Source organism: Neobacillus sp. Fa239, assembly GCF_055395235.1.
This window is the reverse complement of record NZ_AP041611.1, coordinates 1,785,112-1,802,568: the sequence shown is the minus strand read 5'-3', so window position 1 is coordinate 1,802,568 and position 17,457 is coordinate 1,785,112. Positions and strand designations below refer to the sequence as shown.

At 40.0% G+C, this 17,457-nt stretch carries 18 protein-coding genes and 1 pseudogene; 1 reads left to right on the top strand and 18 read right to left on the bottom strand.

Annotated elements, in window-relative coordinates:
* Positions 1–10 precede the first annotated feature (10 nt).
* The 7 genes from ACZ5XR_RS08550 to ACZ5XR_RS08520 all read right to left on the bottom strand — a co-directional run bounded on the left by ACZ5XR_RS08550 (position 11) and on the right by ACZ5XR_RS08520 (position 6,744).
* Positions 11–919 carry a hydroxymethylglutaryl-CoA lyase gene (locus tag ACZ5XR_RS08550; RefSeq protein ID WP_464501236.1) on the bottom strand — a complete coding sequence of 303 codons (909 nt, stop codon included), beginning with the start codon at positions 917–919 and terminating at the stop codon, positions 11–13.
* A complete protein-coding gene (locus tag ACZ5XR_RS08545) occupies positions 920–2,131 on the bottom strand; it encodes a CaiB/BaiF CoA transferase family protein (RefSeq protein WP_464501235.1) in 1,212 nt (403 codons plus the stop codon). It abuts the gene before it with no gap.
* A gap of 11 nt (positions 2,132–2,142) precedes the next feature.
* A complete protein-coding gene (locus ACZ5XR_RS08540; RefSeq protein WP_464501234.1) occupies positions 2,143–2,814 on the bottom strand; it encodes a GntR family transcriptional regulator in 672 nt (223 codons plus the stop codon).
* Positions 2,815–3,138: 324 nt separating this feature from the next.
* Positions 3,139–3,939 carry a carbon-nitrogen hydrolase family protein gene (locus ACZ5XR_RS08535; RefSeq protein ID WP_464501233.1) on the bottom strand — a complete coding sequence of 267 codons (801 nt, stop codon included), beginning with the start codon at positions 3,937–3,939 and terminating at the stop codon, positions 3,139–3,141.
* 20 nt (positions 3,940–3,959) lie between these two features.
* Positions 3,960–5,288, bottom strand: coding sequence for an MFS transporter (locus ACZ5XR_RS08530; RefSeq protein ID WP_464501232.1), 1,329 nt, complete (start codon positions 5,286–5,288; stop codon positions 3,960–3,962).
* A 20-nt stretch (positions 5,289–5,308) separates the two neighbouring features.
* On the bottom strand, positions 5,309–5,956 hold the full coding sequence (locus ACZ5XR_RS08525) for an RraA family protein (RefSeq protein ID WP_464501231.1): 648 nt from the start codon (positions 5,954–5,956) through the stop codon (positions 5,309–5,311).
* Between the two features lie 23 nt (positions 5,957–5,979).
* Positions 5,980–6,744, bottom strand: coding sequence for a creatininase family protein (locus ACZ5XR_RS08520; RefSeq protein WP_464501230.1), 765 nt, complete (start codon positions 6,742–6,744; stop codon positions 5,980–5,982).
* A 285-nt stretch (positions 6,745–7,029) separates the two neighbouring features.
* On the opposite strand from ACZ5XR_RS08520, the gene ACZ5XR_RS08515 reads away from it, so the two are divergent.
* Complete coding sequence (locus ACZ5XR_RS08515; protein ID WP_464501229.1) at positions 7,030–7,680, top strand: GntR family transcriptional regulator; 651 nt, start codon at positions 7,030–7,032, stop codon at positions 7,678–7,680.
* A gap of 121 nt (positions 7,681–7,801) precedes the next feature.
* Here ACZ5XR_RS08515 and ACZ5XR_RS08510 read toward each other — a convergent pair whose 3' ends face one another.
* From ACZ5XR_RS08510 to ACZ5XR_RS08460, 11 genes and pseudogenes are all read right to left on the bottom strand, one after another.
* The gene (locus ACZ5XR_RS08510) at positions 7,802–9,181 is read right to left on the bottom strand and encodes an APC family permease (RefSeq protein WP_464501228.1); all 1,380 of its coding nucleotides are present in this window, start codon (positions 9,179–9,181) and stop codon (positions 7,802–7,804) included.
* 68 nt (positions 9,182–9,249) lie between these two features.
* A complete protein-coding gene (locus ACZ5XR_RS08505) occupies positions 9,250–10,065 on the bottom strand; it encodes a carbon-nitrogen hydrolase family protein (protein ID WP_464501227.1) in 816 nt (271 codons plus the stop codon).
* 387 nt (positions 10,066–10,452) lie between these two features.
* The gene (locus ACZ5XR_RS08500; RefSeq protein WP_464501226.1) at positions 10,453–12,282 is read right to left on the bottom strand and encodes an APC family permease; all 1,830 of its coding nucleotides are present in this window, start codon (positions 12,280–12,282) and stop codon (positions 10,453–10,455) included.
* A gap of 118 nt (positions 12,283–12,400) precedes the next feature.
* Entirely contained in the window at positions 12,401–13,339 is a 939-nt protein-coding gene (mdh, locus tag ACZ5XR_RS08495; protein ID WP_464501225.1) for a malate dehydrogenase, read from the bottom strand.
* Positions 13,340–13,351: 12 nt separating this feature from the next.
* Positions 13,352–14,959, bottom strand: coding sequence for an amino acid permease (locus tag ACZ5XR_RS08490; RefSeq protein ID WP_464501224.1), 1,608 nt, complete (start codon positions 14,957–14,959; stop codon positions 13,352–13,354).
* Between the two features lie 78 nt (positions 14,960–15,037).
* Positions 15,038–15,220 (bottom strand): hypothetical protein, encoded by a 183-nt coding sequence (locus tag ACZ5XR_RS08485; RefSeq protein ID WP_464501223.1) that lies wholly within the window; start codon positions 15,218–15,220, stop codon positions 15,038–15,040.
* An 83-nt stretch (positions 15,221–15,303) separates the two neighbouring features.
* A pseudogene (locus ACZ5XR_RS08480) lies at positions 15,304–15,552 on the bottom strand (BMC domain-containing protein); the annotation flags it as partial.
* 5 nt (positions 15,553–15,557) lie between these two features.
* Positions 15,558–15,830, bottom strand: coding sequence for a EutN/CcmL family microcompartment protein (locus ACZ5XR_RS08475; RefSeq protein WP_464501222.1), 273 nt, complete (start codon positions 15,828–15,830; stop codon positions 15,558–15,560).
* On the bottom strand, positions 15,830–16,468 hold the full coding sequence (locus tag ACZ5XR_RS08470; protein ID WP_464501221.1) for a hypothetical protein: 639 nt from the start codon (positions 16,466–16,468) through the stop codon (positions 15,830–15,832). Before ACZ5XR_RS08470 ends, ACZ5XR_RS08475 begins: the two co-directional genes overlap by 1 nt.
* The gene (pduL, locus tag ACZ5XR_RS08465) at positions 16,465–17,115 is read right to left on the bottom strand and encodes a phosphate propanoyltransferase (RefSeq protein WP_464501220.1); all 651 of its coding nucleotides are present in this window, start codon (positions 17,113–17,115) and stop codon (positions 16,465–16,467) included. The genes ACZ5XR_RS08470 and pduL overlap by 4 nt, the downstream gene beginning before the upstream one ends.
* Before the next feature lie 21 nt (positions 17,116–17,136).
* A complete protein-coding gene (locus ACZ5XR_RS08460) occupies positions 17,137–17,427 on the bottom strand; it encodes a BMC domain-containing protein (protein WP_464501219.1) in 291 nt (96 codons plus the stop codon).
* Between the last annotated feature and the right edge of the window lie 30 nt (positions 17,428–17,457).

Here is a 17,457-nt window from a genome sequence, read left to right as displayed (position 1 = left end):
ACTATATAACTCATTTTTTTAACAACAATGTTTCTCTACCTTTAATGGTGCGAATTCTCCCAAGTGGTTCTCTTTGAGAAAGATTAACAGCAAAATCAGAAGCATCTAAAAGCTTTGAAAGGTCAATCCCTGTATCAATGTTCATTTTTTCAAACATGTGGACAACATCTTCTGTTGCTGCATTCCCGGCTGCACCTGGAGCAAAAGGGCATCCGCCTAAACCTCCAATCGATGATTCAAAGATTCGAATCCCCGCAATATGGGCCGCATAAGTATTCGCTAACGCCAACCCTCTTGTATCATGCAAGTGAACGGCTAAAGGAAAACTTCCTGTATCTTTAACAAGGGTGCTGCAAAGCTGGTATACCTGATCCGGAACCGCAACCCCAATTGTGTCCGCAATCCCCACTTCATCAGCCCCAGCCTCAATGGCCCTGTTGACAAGGTTCCTTACGTTGTCTTGCTTTATGCTGCCTTCATAGGGACATTCAAAACTCATCGCTACTGAAAAACGAAGTTTTACTCCTGCCTGTTTGGCTCGGGGAACTAGCCGTTGAAAGGTTATAAAATTTTCCTCTATTGATTGATTAATATTCTTCCGGTTAAAAGTTTCACTTGCGCTTGTTACCCAGTTCACTTCTTTGACCTGATTACCTAATGCACGTTCAAAGCCTTTTTCATTAGGGATGAGTGCGCAAAACGCAACACCTTCAACTCGGAACAGCGCCTTAATTACAAGTTCTGCATCTGCCATTTGCGGTACTTTTTGGGGATGTACAAATGAGACTGCTTCCACCCTTCTAATCCCTGATTCACAAAGTCTATGAATCAACTCAACTTTCTTTTCGGTCGGTACAAATTGCTGTTCATTTTGTAAACCATCTCTTGGACCCACTTCAATAATGGTTACCTGGGACATTTAAATCACCCCTTTTTCTTTCAGTTCAGCCATTTTCTTTTTTTCTAATCCCAATAAATCTCCCAATATTTCAACATTATGCTGCCCCAGCTCCGGACCAATCCAATCCAGATGACCAGGAGTTGCCGATAACTTTGGAACAATCCCTGGCACCAGGACTTTTTCCCCGCCAGGTAGATTTACTGATTCTAGCATTTGACGCGCTTTGTATTGTTCATCCTCAACAATCTCTTCCATACTGTATATGGGACCAACTGGAACAGATGCTTCATCTAATTTCGACCAAACCTCTTTCATCGTATAGCGATTCGTCCAACTTTCGATAATTCCATCAATGTATTGGACGTGCTCTGCCCGACCTTGATTATTTTCAAATCTTAGATCATTGGCCACATCATCCCTGCCAATGGCATGCATTAATCTTTTAAAAATACTATCTCCGTTTGCCCCTATGACAATATACTTTCCATCCGCACATAAGTAGGTATTAGAAGGGGCTATTCCCGGTAAAGTACTTCCAGTTCGTTGCCTGACAAGCCCTTTTAAATCATATTCAGGGAGGGCTCCCTCCATCAAGCTGAAAACGGATTCATAAAGAGCCACGTCAACAAGCTGCCCTTTTTTCTCCGGGTGTTGGTTTCTTGCATGAATCGCAAACATTGTACCAATAACGGCATATAGTCCAGCTGCTAAATCCCCTATGGCTATTCCAGCACGGACAGGGGGCCTGTCAGGAAAGCCGGTTAAATTCCGAAGCCCCCCAATAGCTTCAGCCACACTCCCAAATCCAGGCTTCTCTCTGTATGGTCCTGTTTGTCCATATCCGGAAATACGGGTCATAATCAAGCCTGGATTCAAGGCCTGAAGCGTCTCATAACCCAATCCCCAATTCTCAAGTGTACCTGGCCGGAAGTTCTCGATAATCACATCGACTTCTTTTGCTAATGAGCGAATGATTTCTTGTCCTTCTAAAGTACGCATATCAATCGTAATCGATTTCTTATTTCGTGCCTGAACATACCACCATATGGAAGTGCCATTATGTACAACCCTCCAACTGCGAAGAGGGTCCCCTTTTTCCGGCGTTTCTACCTTAATTACTTCTGCACCAAACTCGGCAAATACCTTAGCAGCAAAGGGAGCTGCGACAAGCGTCCCGAGCTCGAGGATTTTTAGTCCCTGCAACGGTCCTTGAACTTGCTTATCACTCATTAGGATCACCTCTAGATTGTTTTTTCATAGCTTTTTATACTGAGAAAATAGTCTTTCTGGATATGGTTGCACATTAATTCATGGGCAAGGTCGCCGTTTCGGTCCAATATCGCATGATAAATGGCCTCATGCTCTTCAATGACACTTTCTGGTCGTTCCGGATTATTCCGTAAAATGGCATTTCGATATAACGCTATAAGTCCTTTTAACTCTCTCATGATTTTCATAAGGTATGGATTCATGCTGGCTTCCACAATCTCCTGATGAAAAGCTGAGTTAATGTCATGAACTTTAATGTTTTGATTATCTGCATTCTCCTGCTTCATCTCTTCCAATAAAGTTTTTAATTTTTCTATCCTTTCAACTGTCCAGCGTTCAGCTGCACATCTTGCAGCTAAGGGTTCCACACTTAATCGGCATTCATATAAATACTTAAAATTTTCCTTAGTTGGGTTGTAAACCGTCACACCCCCCTGTGCGAAGGAATTGACTTTTACTAGACCGTCTGTTTCTAATCTTCTGATCGCCTCCCGAATGGGGCTGCGGCTTACCCCTGTTTCTTCTGAAATTTTCTCTTCAATTATCCTTTGCCCAGGTTCTATGCTTCCTGTTAAAATCTTATTTCGTAAATATTCGTAGACCTGAACTTGAAGTGTGTCGGTTTTTTTTATGATTCTACTCATTTTTTTCCACCCAAACTTCTTATTTGAATACTGTATTCTGTATACAGTCTCCTTATTTATTAGTATAAATATTCTGAATCTTAAGTCAATATTATTTTACAAAAATACATGATGCTACTGTTCTTATATGAATATGACATCTCATAAAAATATAGCTATTATATAAAAATCCATGTAAATAAAAAGTATATTCAGTGATATTCATATAAGTTAAAGCACATTCTATTCAGATCTTAAAAGACAAAAAAAAAAAGGGCAACAGCCCTCCTTTCGCTATATTTTTCGTAAACCTTTATTCCTATTGAAGAAAGCAATTTTTCCTAATTAAATGGTTTTATAAAATTCAGGTCTGCGATCAGCCACGCTTGGCAACTTTTCTCGTACACGGTTAATTCGCTTAAGGTCAATCTCTGAAATAATTAAAGTTTCTTCTTCTCCCGCATTTGCTTTCACTACACCCATCGGATCAATAATCATACTTTGGCCGGAGAAAATATTATCTACTTGGTCTGCTGCAAAAATATAAACCGTATTCTCAATAGCTCTTGCACGAAGAAGCGTTTTCCAATGGTCTTCCTTCATAGCTCCTGCTACCCAGCCAGCAGGGATAAAGAAGAAATCCGCGCCTTTAAGTGCTAACTGTCTGCTGATTTCCGGGAACCTTATCTCATAACAAACCATCATGCCAACTGTACCAAACTCTGTCTCAATAACTTCTTGTGCCTCCGTACCTGGTATGATAGAATTTGATTCTTTATAATTGAAGGCATCATATAAATGTGTTTTGTGATAGGCTTGCAATAATTCACCAGAGCGGTTAAGAAACACAGTAGTATTATAGCACCTTGCGTATTCACCAGGTTTTGACTCATGTACTCCACAAATAACATAAACTTGATTTTCCCTTGCGCACTCTGCTAAACCGCTAACGAATGGTCCGTCTAGAGGTTCGGCAATATCGGCATACCGAATTCCCGAGGAAGCAGGGTTAAAGGCCATGTACATTTCAGGCAGCAGAACAAAATCTGCTCCTTGATCAGCCGCCTTTTTAATATAATCTTTCGCCTTCTGTAAATTAGCGGTTTTATCCATACTAGACTTCAATTGGGCAACAGCGACTTTCATTAAAAATTACCTCCAATAGATTAGATTAATTGATTGCTAGTTTCAGCGTTTATGATTACGGTGTCAATATCATCAATATGATCATCTTCAAGAAGCGGTTTATTCGGTTTTACAAATAGCCAAGCGACTGCTCCTAATGCTCCAACAATGGTTAAGGAAGTAATACCAATTGTCCAATTTCCATAATGATTGACTAATTGAACAATTAAGATGGTGCCAATTGCGGTAGATAAATTCCCGCAGAAGTTAACAAAACCTGATAACGATGCACTATGTTTACCGCCAATGTCTTGAACGGCTGTCCAGTTTGGTACTTGAATCATGCCAATCCCTGCCATTGAAATCATTAAGAGGATGGACATGCTGGTAGTGGAACTGGTTTGTGTGGCAAGCCATAAACAAGATGAACTAACAATAAATCCTGCGATACCAAAAGGAACGCGTGAAATCACCCGGGATTTTGTTTTGCGGTAAACAAAATCCATGATACCGCCCATCACTAAGACCATAAGAGTCAATGATAACCATGGTAATGATGCAGAAATACCTGTTTTTACAATGGATAAATGACGTGCTTGAACAAGATAAGTCGGTAATAAAGTAATAAAGAAGCTTTCGATGAGAACCAAACAAAAATATTGAATACCGAGTGCCCAGAACTGGGACTTTCCTAAAAACTTTTTCCATTGTTTCCAGGATGTTTTGACAACGGTTACATTATTGTCTTCTTGATTTTCTGTAATGAATTCTAACTCAGCTTGATTGACTGATTTATGTTCCTTAGGACTATTACGAAAATTTTTATACCAGTACAACGCAATAACCAAGCCAATAATCCCAAAGCTATAAAAACTCCAACGCCAGCCAAATTGAGAAACAATCCAAGCGGTTAATATGGTTCCTATGGCTGACCCCAGATACCCTGAGCTTAGAAAAACGGAGTTTGCTGACGCTTTCTCCTTTTTAGGGAACCATGTATTGATGGCGTTAATGCCGCCTGGAATATCTGCCGCTTGCGCTATACCCAATAGGCAGCGGAATACAATAATGAGAGCGAGACTGGATCCTAAAGGGGTTATTAGAGTAAACAGCGACCAAAAAATACCGGCAATCGCAATGGCTTTATGAGAGCCTATCTTCTGCACCCAAATACTAGTGGGGATTTGAAAAAATGCATAAGTCCATGCAAATGCTGATAGGATAAAAGAAATCTCTACTAGACTGAAATTAAAATCCTTTTGAATAAAGGGTGCGCTTACCCCGATATTAATTCGGTCTAATGACATAATTAACTGCATCGGAAACATGATTAAAAATATAACTCGCCATCTAACATTACTTTTTTTCAATCAGCCCACCCCCGAATATTTTACCTAAAGAATTTTTCCGCTCCACTTAGTGCTGCAAGGCTCACCCCTGCATCTACTTGTCGTTTTGTTTCGATCTCAGCTTCTTGTTTTCCAATAGCCGTTCTACCATATTCTTCAGCATTTCTTGGGTCGATTACGAATACTCCATCATCACTGGCCACAATTAAATCACCAGGGTTAATACTTACGCCGCATACACTAATGGTTGTATTGATTTCGCCTTCGATCCCAAGAATTCTTGTTGTTAACGGGCTAATACCCAAAGAGAAAATGGGTAGATTTAACTCCAGAATTTCTGGTACATCATTAATACAGCCAGAAATAATGACACCGGCTACGTTTTTTGCTTTAGCAGCGTACGAGACCATCCCGCCCCAACAAGAACGTTGTGTGTCGCCGGACATATCTACAACTACCACATCACCAGGTTCTACCAAGTCTAACGCTTTATGTACAGCCGTAGAATCCATATGAGGAATCCGAACTGTCACAGCATTACCTACAAATCGTATGGGACGAGAGAGTGGCTGCAATCCTTTTAAAAAGCCAAAATCCGTCATATGGCCGATGGTGGAAGGATCTACCTTCTGATATAAATCAATTAATTTTGGACTGACACCTTGTACTCTAGGATTCACTCGAAACATTTTTTCTCCTCCATTTATTATAATTATCTAGCCATTGAAACCTTTTCTCTTATTTCCCAATTTTGCTGTAAAAATTGAACAATCCGATCAACGGAACGATCAACTAAAGCCTTTCCTTTTTCTGGGGTTCCTAAGGTAGCGTTGCCAATCGTACCTGAGGTTGTGTGTTCATCATAATGTGTGTATTGAATAAAATCAGAAAATTGGCTGCTAAATTTAGGCGGTTCATGGATTGCTTTTTCCATATCGACAAGATCTGGGTAAAGATACATTAACACGGATGTACCTGCTTCACTTGCATGGGCATGTGCTAAATCGCCTGTTTCAATGATGCCTTTATCTAGTGATTTAATAAAACGCCAGTAATCTATTTGAGCACAGCGAATGTCCTCATCTCGTTGCAATTCATGAGCGACTGAGCCAATGATAGGGACATTACCAAGATGCGTATTTATGAATAAAAAGTCTTTGAATCCCCATTTCTTCAAACTATTTACAATATCAATCAAGTAAGCTTTAAAACTTTCAGGTTTAATGGTGATTGTTCCTGGAAAAATATCAAGCATGGCAGAATCGCCAACTTCTAGAGTGGGAGAAATTATCGCATCAACTCTCTCTGCGACCAGTTCAGCCACTTTAACCGAGACTAACGTATCAGAGCCAAGAGGTAAATGGGGACCGTATACTTCAAAAGCCCCGGAAGGAATAATGACGAGATCTGTGCTTTCCTTTCTTTCCTTAAATGCTTTCCAACTCATTTCTTTCAGATAGTTCGTTTTCACACTCATTTTTGCATCTCCTTTTTAGTGATTTAAAAGATGTTTTAACTTGTGTTTTTCTTGTATTCCTGTTGTATACAAGTCATAAGCCTATATTACGATGATTCAGAATTGTTTGTCAATAATGTTTTTAATAGATTTTCTTCCTATTTACAAATTTTCATAATTTGTAAATTAATAGTAATAAAAGAATTGCATTCGTTGTATACAACAAGTATACTAAGGATACTGTGGTAAATAGATTACTATTTTTACCTTCGAATATCCTATACGATAGTTAAGGAGATAGATAAGATGAGCAATCTGCAGCTTAAAAATGGATTTCTTAAAGATCAAGCTTATCTAGCAATAAAAGATGAGATTATGAATGGGAAATTAACGCCTGGGGATTTTATTTCTGAAAATGTTCTTAGCGAAAAATTAAATATGAGCAGGACTCCCATTCGTTCCGCATTACAGCGGTTAGAACACGATGGAATTGTTCGGATTCTCCCTAAACAGGGAATTTATATTTGTGAAATTTCCGTAAAACAAATCAATGATGTTTATGAAATGAGAACTTCATTAGAGACATTTGCCATTAAGAAGCTAGCAAATAGAATCGAAAAATCTCAGATTGAAGAATTAAAGGAAATTTTAAAACAACAATATGAACAAATAGAATTAAAAGATCCCAACCTATTTATCGAATTTGATACGATCTTCCATTTAAAGTTAATGGAGTTTATTGATAACAAAGAAATGTACAACGCATTTAGTAACATTGAAGAAAAGCTTAATTTTTATGGGAAAGAAATTATTAAAAAGAATTTTGAACGGCTTAAGAACTCGTATGAGGAGCATGAAAGAATTTTATCCGAATTGGAAAATGGGAACGAAGCGGCAGCTATAAAAGAAGTGGAAAACCATTTACAAAATGGTCGTAGAGTTCTCCTAGGAAATTAATAAGCAAAAATGAAAGTTAGGTTTGAACAAACCTAACAGATTTCAATTAAACCATAAAAAAGGGAATATCCCTCTAGCAGTTTTCACCGCTCGGGGAATTCCCTTTTTCTTGAAATTGATTTTAAATATTTACCGCTTCTTCACCAGATGCAAAATCTAATTCTGGCGGTCTCTTACTAAACATTTTCGTCAAAAAGACCAAGTAAATAAATCCTATGACAGCCCATATGGAACCTAGCCAAAGCGCATTTTTATCCAAATGTACAAATAGCCAGATTGTAAACCCGGCGCCAATCAATGGCATAACCAAGTGCATTATTACATTTTTAACTGTTCGCTGCTTCCCACGGATAAAGTAATGGACAATGACGGACAAATTAACGAATGTGAATGCGGTAAACGCACCAAAGTTAATAAATGAAGTCGAAGTAGCGATATTTAGTTTTAGCGCTGCCAAACACACGATACCAACAATGACAATATTCCACACGGGGGTTTTAAACTTCTGATGCAGATGTCCAAAAACTCGTTTTGGGAGTACAGCATCTCGGCCCATTGCATACAGAAGTCGGGATACACTTGCCTGTGCAGAAATTCCGCAAGTTATGGCACCGACACCGAATCCGGCAACAAAAATGGCTGATAGAATGTTCCCCCCTACAAACTTAACAATTTCAGCACCTGCCGAGTCTGTACTTGAGAAAGTCACACTCGGATGATACAATTGCCCGACATAAGATACAATAATAAATATCAAACCACATCCTAGTGTTGCTAAAATTGTAGCCTTCGGAATCGTACGGGCTGGATTGATCGTTTCTTCCGAAAGTGTTGAAATCGCATCAAACCCCAGAAAAGAGTAACAGGCAATCGATGCCCCCGACATAATTGTGGAGAATGAACTATGTGCATTGAAAAGCGGCAAGCTGGAAACAAGTTTACCGGTTCCAATTCCAGAAAGAATTCCTTTAATTGTAAGAATGATAAAAGTTGCGATTACTACGAGTTGAAAAATCATCAACCAAAGGTTTACATTCGTTGAAACTTTAATTCCAATAATGTTTAAGATGGTGCAAATCGCAACGATTGAAATCACCCAAACCCAGGCAGGAACCCCTGGTATGGCTGAGCCTAAGAAAGCTGCTGAAACAACACAAGCTGCCATTGGCAAGAAAAAGTAATCCAATAAAACAGCCCACCCGATCATAAAGCCCAGATGTGAACCAAATGACTTACGGGCGTATGTGTATGCCGATCCGGCCGTTGGATAGGCTTTTACCATTCTGCCGTAGCTATATGCTGTAAATAGCATAGCGACAAGTGCCACGATATAGGCAGATGTTGCAACACCATTGGTTGTTTGAACCAGCACCCCATATGTTCCAAAGACAACTGTTGGAGTCATATAAGCGATTCCAAATAGAACAACTGGAAGTAACGTAAGACTCCGAGCTAAAGAAACATTATTTTTATTCTCAGTTGCAGTGTTGTTATTACTCATCAATCCGTTTCCTCCCTATTTTTAATTTGAAGCTAATATGTTCATTGTCACAATCTATTGGCTTTTTTCTAAAATTTATTTTCAAATACTCCTGGGCTAATTTCACGAGATTCAACTTTAAATAAACGTCGTTCATTGAGATAATGATAGTCTCTCCTACTCTTTTCTACCAAGCTTGTATCAATCGTTGAAGAGATAACTTCTTCCTCATTTCCTGCTGCGACAACAATTTCACCGTATGGGTTTACGATTATACTTTCTCCCACAAAGTTATACTTTCCTCCAACCCCTACTCTATTTGCCATCGCTACAAAGATTTGATTTTCTTGTGCTCTTGCTTGAATGGCAACACGGTGAACCGGACCATATGGCGCCATATTCCCATTCGTTAAGAGAATTAATTCCGCACCCAGTCCAGCAACTGCACGGGCTGTTTCAGGAAACTCACAGTCGTAGCAAATGAGCAGGCCAACACGTGTATCACGCCAATTACAGGCCCTAAAGCAATTGCCTGTCTCAACCTTTTCCGCTTCTTCCATAAATAAATGGGTCTTTCTGTAAGAAAGCTGCAGCCCTTCAGGTGATACTAGAACCGTAGTGTTGTATACGCTTTCACCATCTCGTTCATATAATCCAGTAACAATTGAAGTATTAGCTTCTCGGGCTTGACGTTCGATATGTTTCATAATCGGTCCATTTATTGGTTCTGCTAGCTTTCTGGCAATATCTCTGGATGGAAATCCCATTGTAAAAGTTTCAGGAAACACAATAATGTCATGTGAGGCTCCATATTCCTTTATTACTGAATCCATTACTTGCAAATTTTTATCGACCTGCCCATCAGTGCAAACAAGTTGCGCTAATGCAATGTTCACGTTTCCCATAAAAATCTCTCCTTAATCTTCAAATAGATATTCCAAAATACTTGAACCACACCTTGATTGTTCAAGAAGATTCAATAATATAGAATGCAAGAATTGTGCCAATGCCCGGAAGTGCAAAAATTCAGATAAATATGATTAATTTAACCATTTGTTGACAAAAAATCATTCAAAAGTGAATGATGATTATTCGTTTTTGAATGATTTTAAGAAATCCAATTAACAATAATGTACTCAGCTGAAAACTTTATTAAAATTAACGAATAAATATCATCATTTCAAAGAGAATTATAGTTTTGCTTCTAATTTTTGTGTTATTTTTATTCAGATATGAATAATAGCTGTTTTCTATAACTTCTTTTAACTTCGATCCTAAGCCCAGTATGGTCATCAATCATTTAAATGGAACGGAACAGTCGATACTACAACATCTTTTCTATTCAAAAGAATGGTACGTATCCGAAACGCAGATTGATTGTGTAAGAGACGATGCCACCACTTGTGCGTGATAAATTCAGGTAATAACACGGTGATTTTTTTCTCATTGTAACGATACTCGACACGTCCAATAAATTCTATCAGCGGCTTTATTAATGTTCGATAACGTGAGACGACTACCACTAATCGAACATCAGGATTCCATTGTTCCCACTTTTCCTCCATTTTTTTTGCATCCTCCGGAGAAAAGGCAACATAAAAAGCTACGACATTAGGAGAAAGAGTTTTTGCATAGGCAACAGTTGATAAGACAACCTTATGAATACCGGCAACTGGAACAATAATGACAGTTTCCAAATAGGGAATGGGTTCCGTTAATTCGACTTTTAATTGTTTCGCTACACTTTCATAGTGCTTGCTTATTCTTGTTAATAAGAAAAGCAACGCTGGTGTAAGTAAAATAACAATCCATGCACCATCCAAAAATTTTGTAATACTAAAAATGGCTAATACTATAAATGTTACAAAAGCACCCAAACCATTAATGAATGATTTACGTTTCCAACCAGTGGATTTTTCTTTTACCCATTTTAGTACCAATGCGGATTGTGCAATGGTAAAGGATGAAAATACCCCGATGGCATATAAAGGGATAATCGCCTCAGTACGTCCCTTGAAAGCAATTAATAGAATACTTGCAAGTACACCTAATGTTACAATCCCATAGTGATATGCCAAACGATCTCCTCTATGACTAAACATCCGAGGTAAATTTCTATCTTGTGCCATTATGGATGCCAAGATTGGGAATCCATTAAAACTTGTATTCGCTGCCAACGTTAAAATTAACATGGTTACCAATTGAATAATATAATAGAATGGACCATGTCCAATAATGCTTTCCGCCAACATTGATAAAACGGATTTTGTACCTGTATTATCGGGTCTAATTCCATATACCATTGCCAGTAAAGTGATTCCGCCAAAAATAATGGCCAATAGGATTCCTAATAAAACCAATGTATTTTTTGCACTTTTTGCAGGCGGATTCCTGAAATTTGGTACAGAATCCGAAATGGCTTCAATTCCCGTTACAGCCGAACAGCCTGATGAAAATGCCTTTAATAAAACAAACCATGTTAATGTTTTTGGAAATGTACCAGGAGTCGTAAAATGATGGGCATTATGTACATTTCCCGTCACCCAATCAAATATTCCTTTCACTATTAAAATGAGCATGGAAAGAATAAATAGATAGGTTGGTATTGCAAAAACATTCCCTGATTCGGATGTTCCTCTTAAATTCATCCATACCATAAACCAAATCATGATTATACACAAAGGTACTGTATAATGTGACAACATCGGGTAAGCAGAGACAATTGCCAACACTCCGGCAGAAATAGATACGGCTACTGTTAGTGTATAGTCAATAAGTAAGGAAACTCCCGTTAAACGCCCCCAATTCATACCTAAGTTTTCTTTTGCTACCATATAGGCTCCGCCGCCTTGAGGATAGGCATCGATGACTTGTCTGTAACTGATGATTAGGATCGAGATTAATAATATGATTGCAATTGCAATGGGGATAGAAAAAGAAAATGCCGCTGCACCAACAGTAGCAAGTTCCAGCAGAATCATTTCTGTTCCATATGCCACAGAAGAAAGAGCATCTGAAGATAAGATAGGCAGAGCTTTCCATACCGGCATTTTTTCTGCATCTGCTTCACTTGTTTTTAATGGGCGACCCATAACAAGTCTTTTTAATGATAAAGAAGTCATTATTTTTCCTCCAGCTTTTGATCACTATTTTTCCACTTTGAAAAAAAATAGGGCTCCTCAGTAAGATATGAGTATAGACACTTTAACTCACAACTTTAGGAAGAACCCTACTATATTCTTATGAGAGAAGCTGCATGACATTTAATACGGACTCAGCTGATTGATCCAGGGCCTTCTTTTCCTGTTCGCTTAGAGGAATTTCGATGATCTTTTCGACCCCTTCCCCGCCTATCACAGTAGGGATACCTAAATAAAGATTTTGATATCCGTATTCTCCTTCTAAGTAAGCTACAGCAGGAAGAATTCTTTTCTTATCTTTTAGAAGAGCCTCAGCCATTTGAACAATAGATGCGGCAGGAGCATAGTACGCACTACCATTGCCAAGCAGATTAACAATCTCCCCTCCGCCTTTTCGTGTCCGTTCCACAATCGCATCCAATCGTTCTTTAGGAATTAATTTTTCCAGTGGGATTCCTCCAGCATAAGAATAGCGGACTAACGGAACCATATCATCCCCATGACCTCCCAAAACAAAGCCGGTTACATCTTCCACTGAAACATTTAATTCTTGAGCAACAAATGTATTAAAGCGTGACGTGTCCAATACACCTGATTGGCCAAAAATACGATTTTTAGGAAATCCGGTCGTTTTAAAGCAGACGTACGTCATGGCATCAACTGGATTGCTTAGAACAATCACAAAACTGTTAGGTGCAAACTCCCGTATGTTTTCGGAGACATCTTTGATAATGCCGGCATTAATCGATACCAAATCGTCACGGCTCATACCAGGTTTTCTGGCTACACCTGCAGTAATAATTACCAAATCAGCATCGCTGATATCAGCGTAATCAGATGTTCCCGTTATGTTCACATTGAATTTTTGGACAGGGCCTGCTTCAAGAAGATCCAATGCTTTTCCCATTGTTGGATTTGTTTGACTGGGTATATCAAGTAAAACGACATCCCCTAATTCCTTTTGTGCCAGCATTAAAGCCGTTGTGGCACCGGTAAATCCGGCGCCGATTACAGCAATTTTTCTTCTTTTGAATCCCATAACGATCCTCTCCTATACTACTTCTTCTTCTCTTTCTGGTTGAGCTCCTTTTCGATTGAGACGGATGTTGACTTCAGCATATGAACCTAAATGAGGTCCCTTGTAAGCACGTTTGGCGAAACCATAATACAGCATGACCACAAGTACCATAATCACTAAAAACGCTTTTCCTGTTGTATAGTGCATCGTATAGCTTCCAAATGTAACATCGTTTGGTGCAAGGACGAATAATACATCGAAAAAGACGATCCATAATAAAGCGATAATGTTGACAGGAACACTCCACTTCCCTAAATGCCATGGTCCATTATCCGCATCTGTCCAAACGCCTCGTGAAATGGCACGAAGCTTATAAATAATTGGAATAAGGTAAGAAGTATGCAGACCCATTACGGAAATAGCGGTAACTGCTGCATAAACGCCTGGCTGGATCCCTAACAACAGAGCTACAAAAACGGCTAAATAAATGGCCGGAGCAGGTGTTCGAAACTTCGCTGATACTTTTCCCCATAATGCTGAAAAAGGAAGTCCATTATCACGCGAAAAAGCATAAATCATTCTTGAAGAAGATGTGGTTGCTGCAAGCCCGCAAAACCACATTGCAACAGACACTCCCCAGGAAAGGAACGACCCGAATTTAGATCCGAGCCCCTGCTGTACTGCTGTCAAAAATGCATTAGGAGCAGCAGCTACCTCGGCCTGATTGGTAATCGAAAGAGTAACCATTCCAAGGAGCAAGAATCCAAAGATTCCGGAAAACACTACCGACAAATACACACCCCATGGAGCCCGAACGCGCGGATCGATTGTTTCCTCACTGGTGTGGGCGGAGGCATCATATCCGGTGATCGTCCATTGCGCCTGAAGAAGTCCGAATAAAAACGCTACACCGTATGGAATATGAAGACTGTTCGCTTGGGGTGAAAAAGTGGTATCAAATAAATAAGAAATGGAATGATGACTTGGTGCGAAAATTGCCAATGCACCCACAATGACAGCCACACCAACCATATGATAAACAGCAGAAATATCGTTTAGCTTCGCAACAAGATGTATTCCGAAATGATTTAAAAGCGCATGACTCAATAAAATCCCTGCACAAAGAAGGTTTACTTCTGTAGTAGTTGGATGTGTCCAAATCAAAGCGGAAGCAAATCCGGCCAAACCGAAGTCGATGCCGGCAAGTGTAGCGACTTGGCCGATTGTATTAAGAATGGCCGAATACCAGCCGGTGGTGCGGTTCCCAAGAATGGACGCCCAGTGGTACACCCCGCCTGAAGTAGGAATCGCGGAGGTTAATTCCGCCAGTGCAGCTGCCATAAACAAACAAAATAAAATTACCAATACCCAGCCAATTCCGACAATCGCAGGTCCGCCGTTTGTGAAGCCTACACCATAAAGCGTGACTCCCCCAGTCAGGATAGAGATACATGAAAAGGAAATGGCAAAGTTTGAAAAGCCTCCCATATCGCGCAACAGCTCTTGCTTATACCCGAAAGAATTTAAATCGTCTCCGGCCTCCCCTTTGGCACGTGCTGTCTTGATTCCCTTATTCGCTTTCATAAAAATTCCAACCATGACTGCCATTGTAACAATAAGTAAAATAATTCCGAACGCCAAGAACTTTCCCCCCTATATTTGACCAATTTTTATTCAAAAAAATCCCTATCCATATAGTTCGTTTCGAGATGTTTGTTTTTAAGCTTGATCGACCAAGTTATTCAAGATTCCTTCTGTCCTGTCTCGTTCACTTTCCCCTTGTTGATTGGATGAATCATCGGTGTCCGTTCCATCGCTAGCAGCTGTCATTCCTCGCTCTTTGCCGTCTAATTGGATATCCGATTCACTTCCTAAAGACTCAACCGGCAAAACGGAGTCCACGATTTTTCCATGCTTTTGGCCAGCTTCGGACTCGGAAACTGCTGCTGTTTGTCCTACGTCACTTTTTTTTTTACGATGGTATCTATCTCATCGAAAGGACGAGGGATGACGTGAGCTGAAATCAATTGGCCGACGCGCTGTGCGGCTAATTTTCCAGCTTCCACTGCAGCTTGCACAGCTCCGACATCACCTTCAACAAGGACGGTTACTAATCCTCCGTCAATTTTTTCCTGATTCACTAATGATACGTCTGCTGACTTGATCATTGCGTCTGCTGCTTCAATGGATCCGATTAATCCTCTTGTTTCAATCATTCCTAATGCTTTCCCCATTTATGTCACCTGCTTTCCACGTCTATAGAATCAACGATGCCAATGATTACTGCGTCTATAGGTAAATCCTCGTTTTTAAAGATAAAACGTGCTGCACTTCCACTTGTCACTATGACACGATCACCAATCCCCGAACCAATACGGTCGGCTGCAATCAAAAAAGTTTCGCTTGGCGATCCCTGTGGGTCCTCTAATTGTACAAATAAAAATTTAAGTCCTGTTAATCCGTCTTCTTTTCGAGTTGCCCATACATTCCCCGTCACTCTACCGATTTGCATTATGATTGCCCCTCAAAATCGACTCTTAGTTTGATTCCTCTATCTCTGGCGATATCTTTAGCCAAAGAAGTAATAATGGTTTTGGAAGAAACACGAATTTCCGTTGTGTTTAGGCTCTCTATGTCCTTTTCCGTTAATACTTTACGGTCGTAACGAAACTCGGAAGGACGTATTGACTCGACCTGATCGAACCAAACCCCAAATTCCATCAATTGATTTTTGTACCGTATGAAATGAGCACGGTAACGCCTGACTCGTTCCGGAACTTCCATGATTTCTTGTTTTGCTAGCCAATCAAAATCTTCAGAGGGTTCAAATAAAACTGGGCAGCCCTTGTGAAGGGCTTTTGCAAGGAGCTTACTTCCGGGGGTATCCGTTAGTCCCATCGCTCCCCGAGCCAGCATATCCTGGCTTACATCCAAAAAAGCGAGATACTCAAAGTCAGATTGTTCTTCCAGAATGCTATCAGGAGAGTTATACACTTCAACCTGCCAGTGAACTTGCAATTTTGAGAGAATGTACTCCAGCTTTACTTGATTGTTTGTCCCATCATTTACTAGTAAAAGTTTTGGCTTCTCCTGCAATCTGGCCAGCACTTCATGAATAATTTTCTCTAGTGCTCCTTGATTGATTCTCATCCTTTTTCACTAGGAATAGAAAGGATTCCTTTATCTCCCGTTACAGACAGTGCAGCATTTGCTTCGTCCGTATCAATGTGCATTTCCAATTGATAGCGGGGTGAAACCCGAATTAACACTTTGTCAAATAAAAGCGGACGCTTTCCTTGCACCTTAACCTGAACAAATTGTCCATTTTGAACTTGAAACTGCTCAGCATCACTCGGCGCCATGTGAATGTGGTTTTGAGCGATAATTAATCCCTCCGTAAGATAAATACTCCCCTTTGGACCCACAATCGTTGCGGGCGATGACCCTTTTATATTGCCCGATTCTCGTAAAGGGGGATTTAACCCCAATTTCACAGAGTCCGTTTTACTCACTTCAATCTGCGTTCCACCTCGGACGGGCCCGAGAATACGAACTCGTTCAAGACTTCCTTTAGGGCCAACCACGGTTACGGTTTCGTTTGCGGCAAATTGGCCAGGCTGGGAGAGATCCGATTTTTTTGTCAACTGATAATTTGTTCCAAATAGAATCTCGAGATGCTCTTGGCTTAGATGAACATGGCGGGCAGAAACGCCAATCGGGATTGAAGGCGTTTCTGCAGCTTTTTCCATTTCTTTTATAATCTTTTCAACAATTGCTTGAATGACGTGGGAGTTCATGCCCCTTCCCCCTTACTTTCATTACTCACCCTGAATTTTTGGTAAAATGCTCTCCAATTCGTTATGAGGACGTGGAATCACATGTGTCGATAATAGTTCACCAATACGTTCAGCTGCTGCAGCACCTGCGTCAACTGCCGCTTTAACAGCTCCTACATCTCCGCGTACAAGTACCGTTACTAAACCGCCGCCAACATGAACTTTCCCAACCAAATGAACATTTGCAGCCTTTACCATTGCATCTGCAGCCTCAACGGATGCAACCAATCCTTTAGTTTCAATCATTCCTAATGCAGTAAGTTCTCTTGACATATTATTTTCCTCCTAAAATTTGAATGTAGT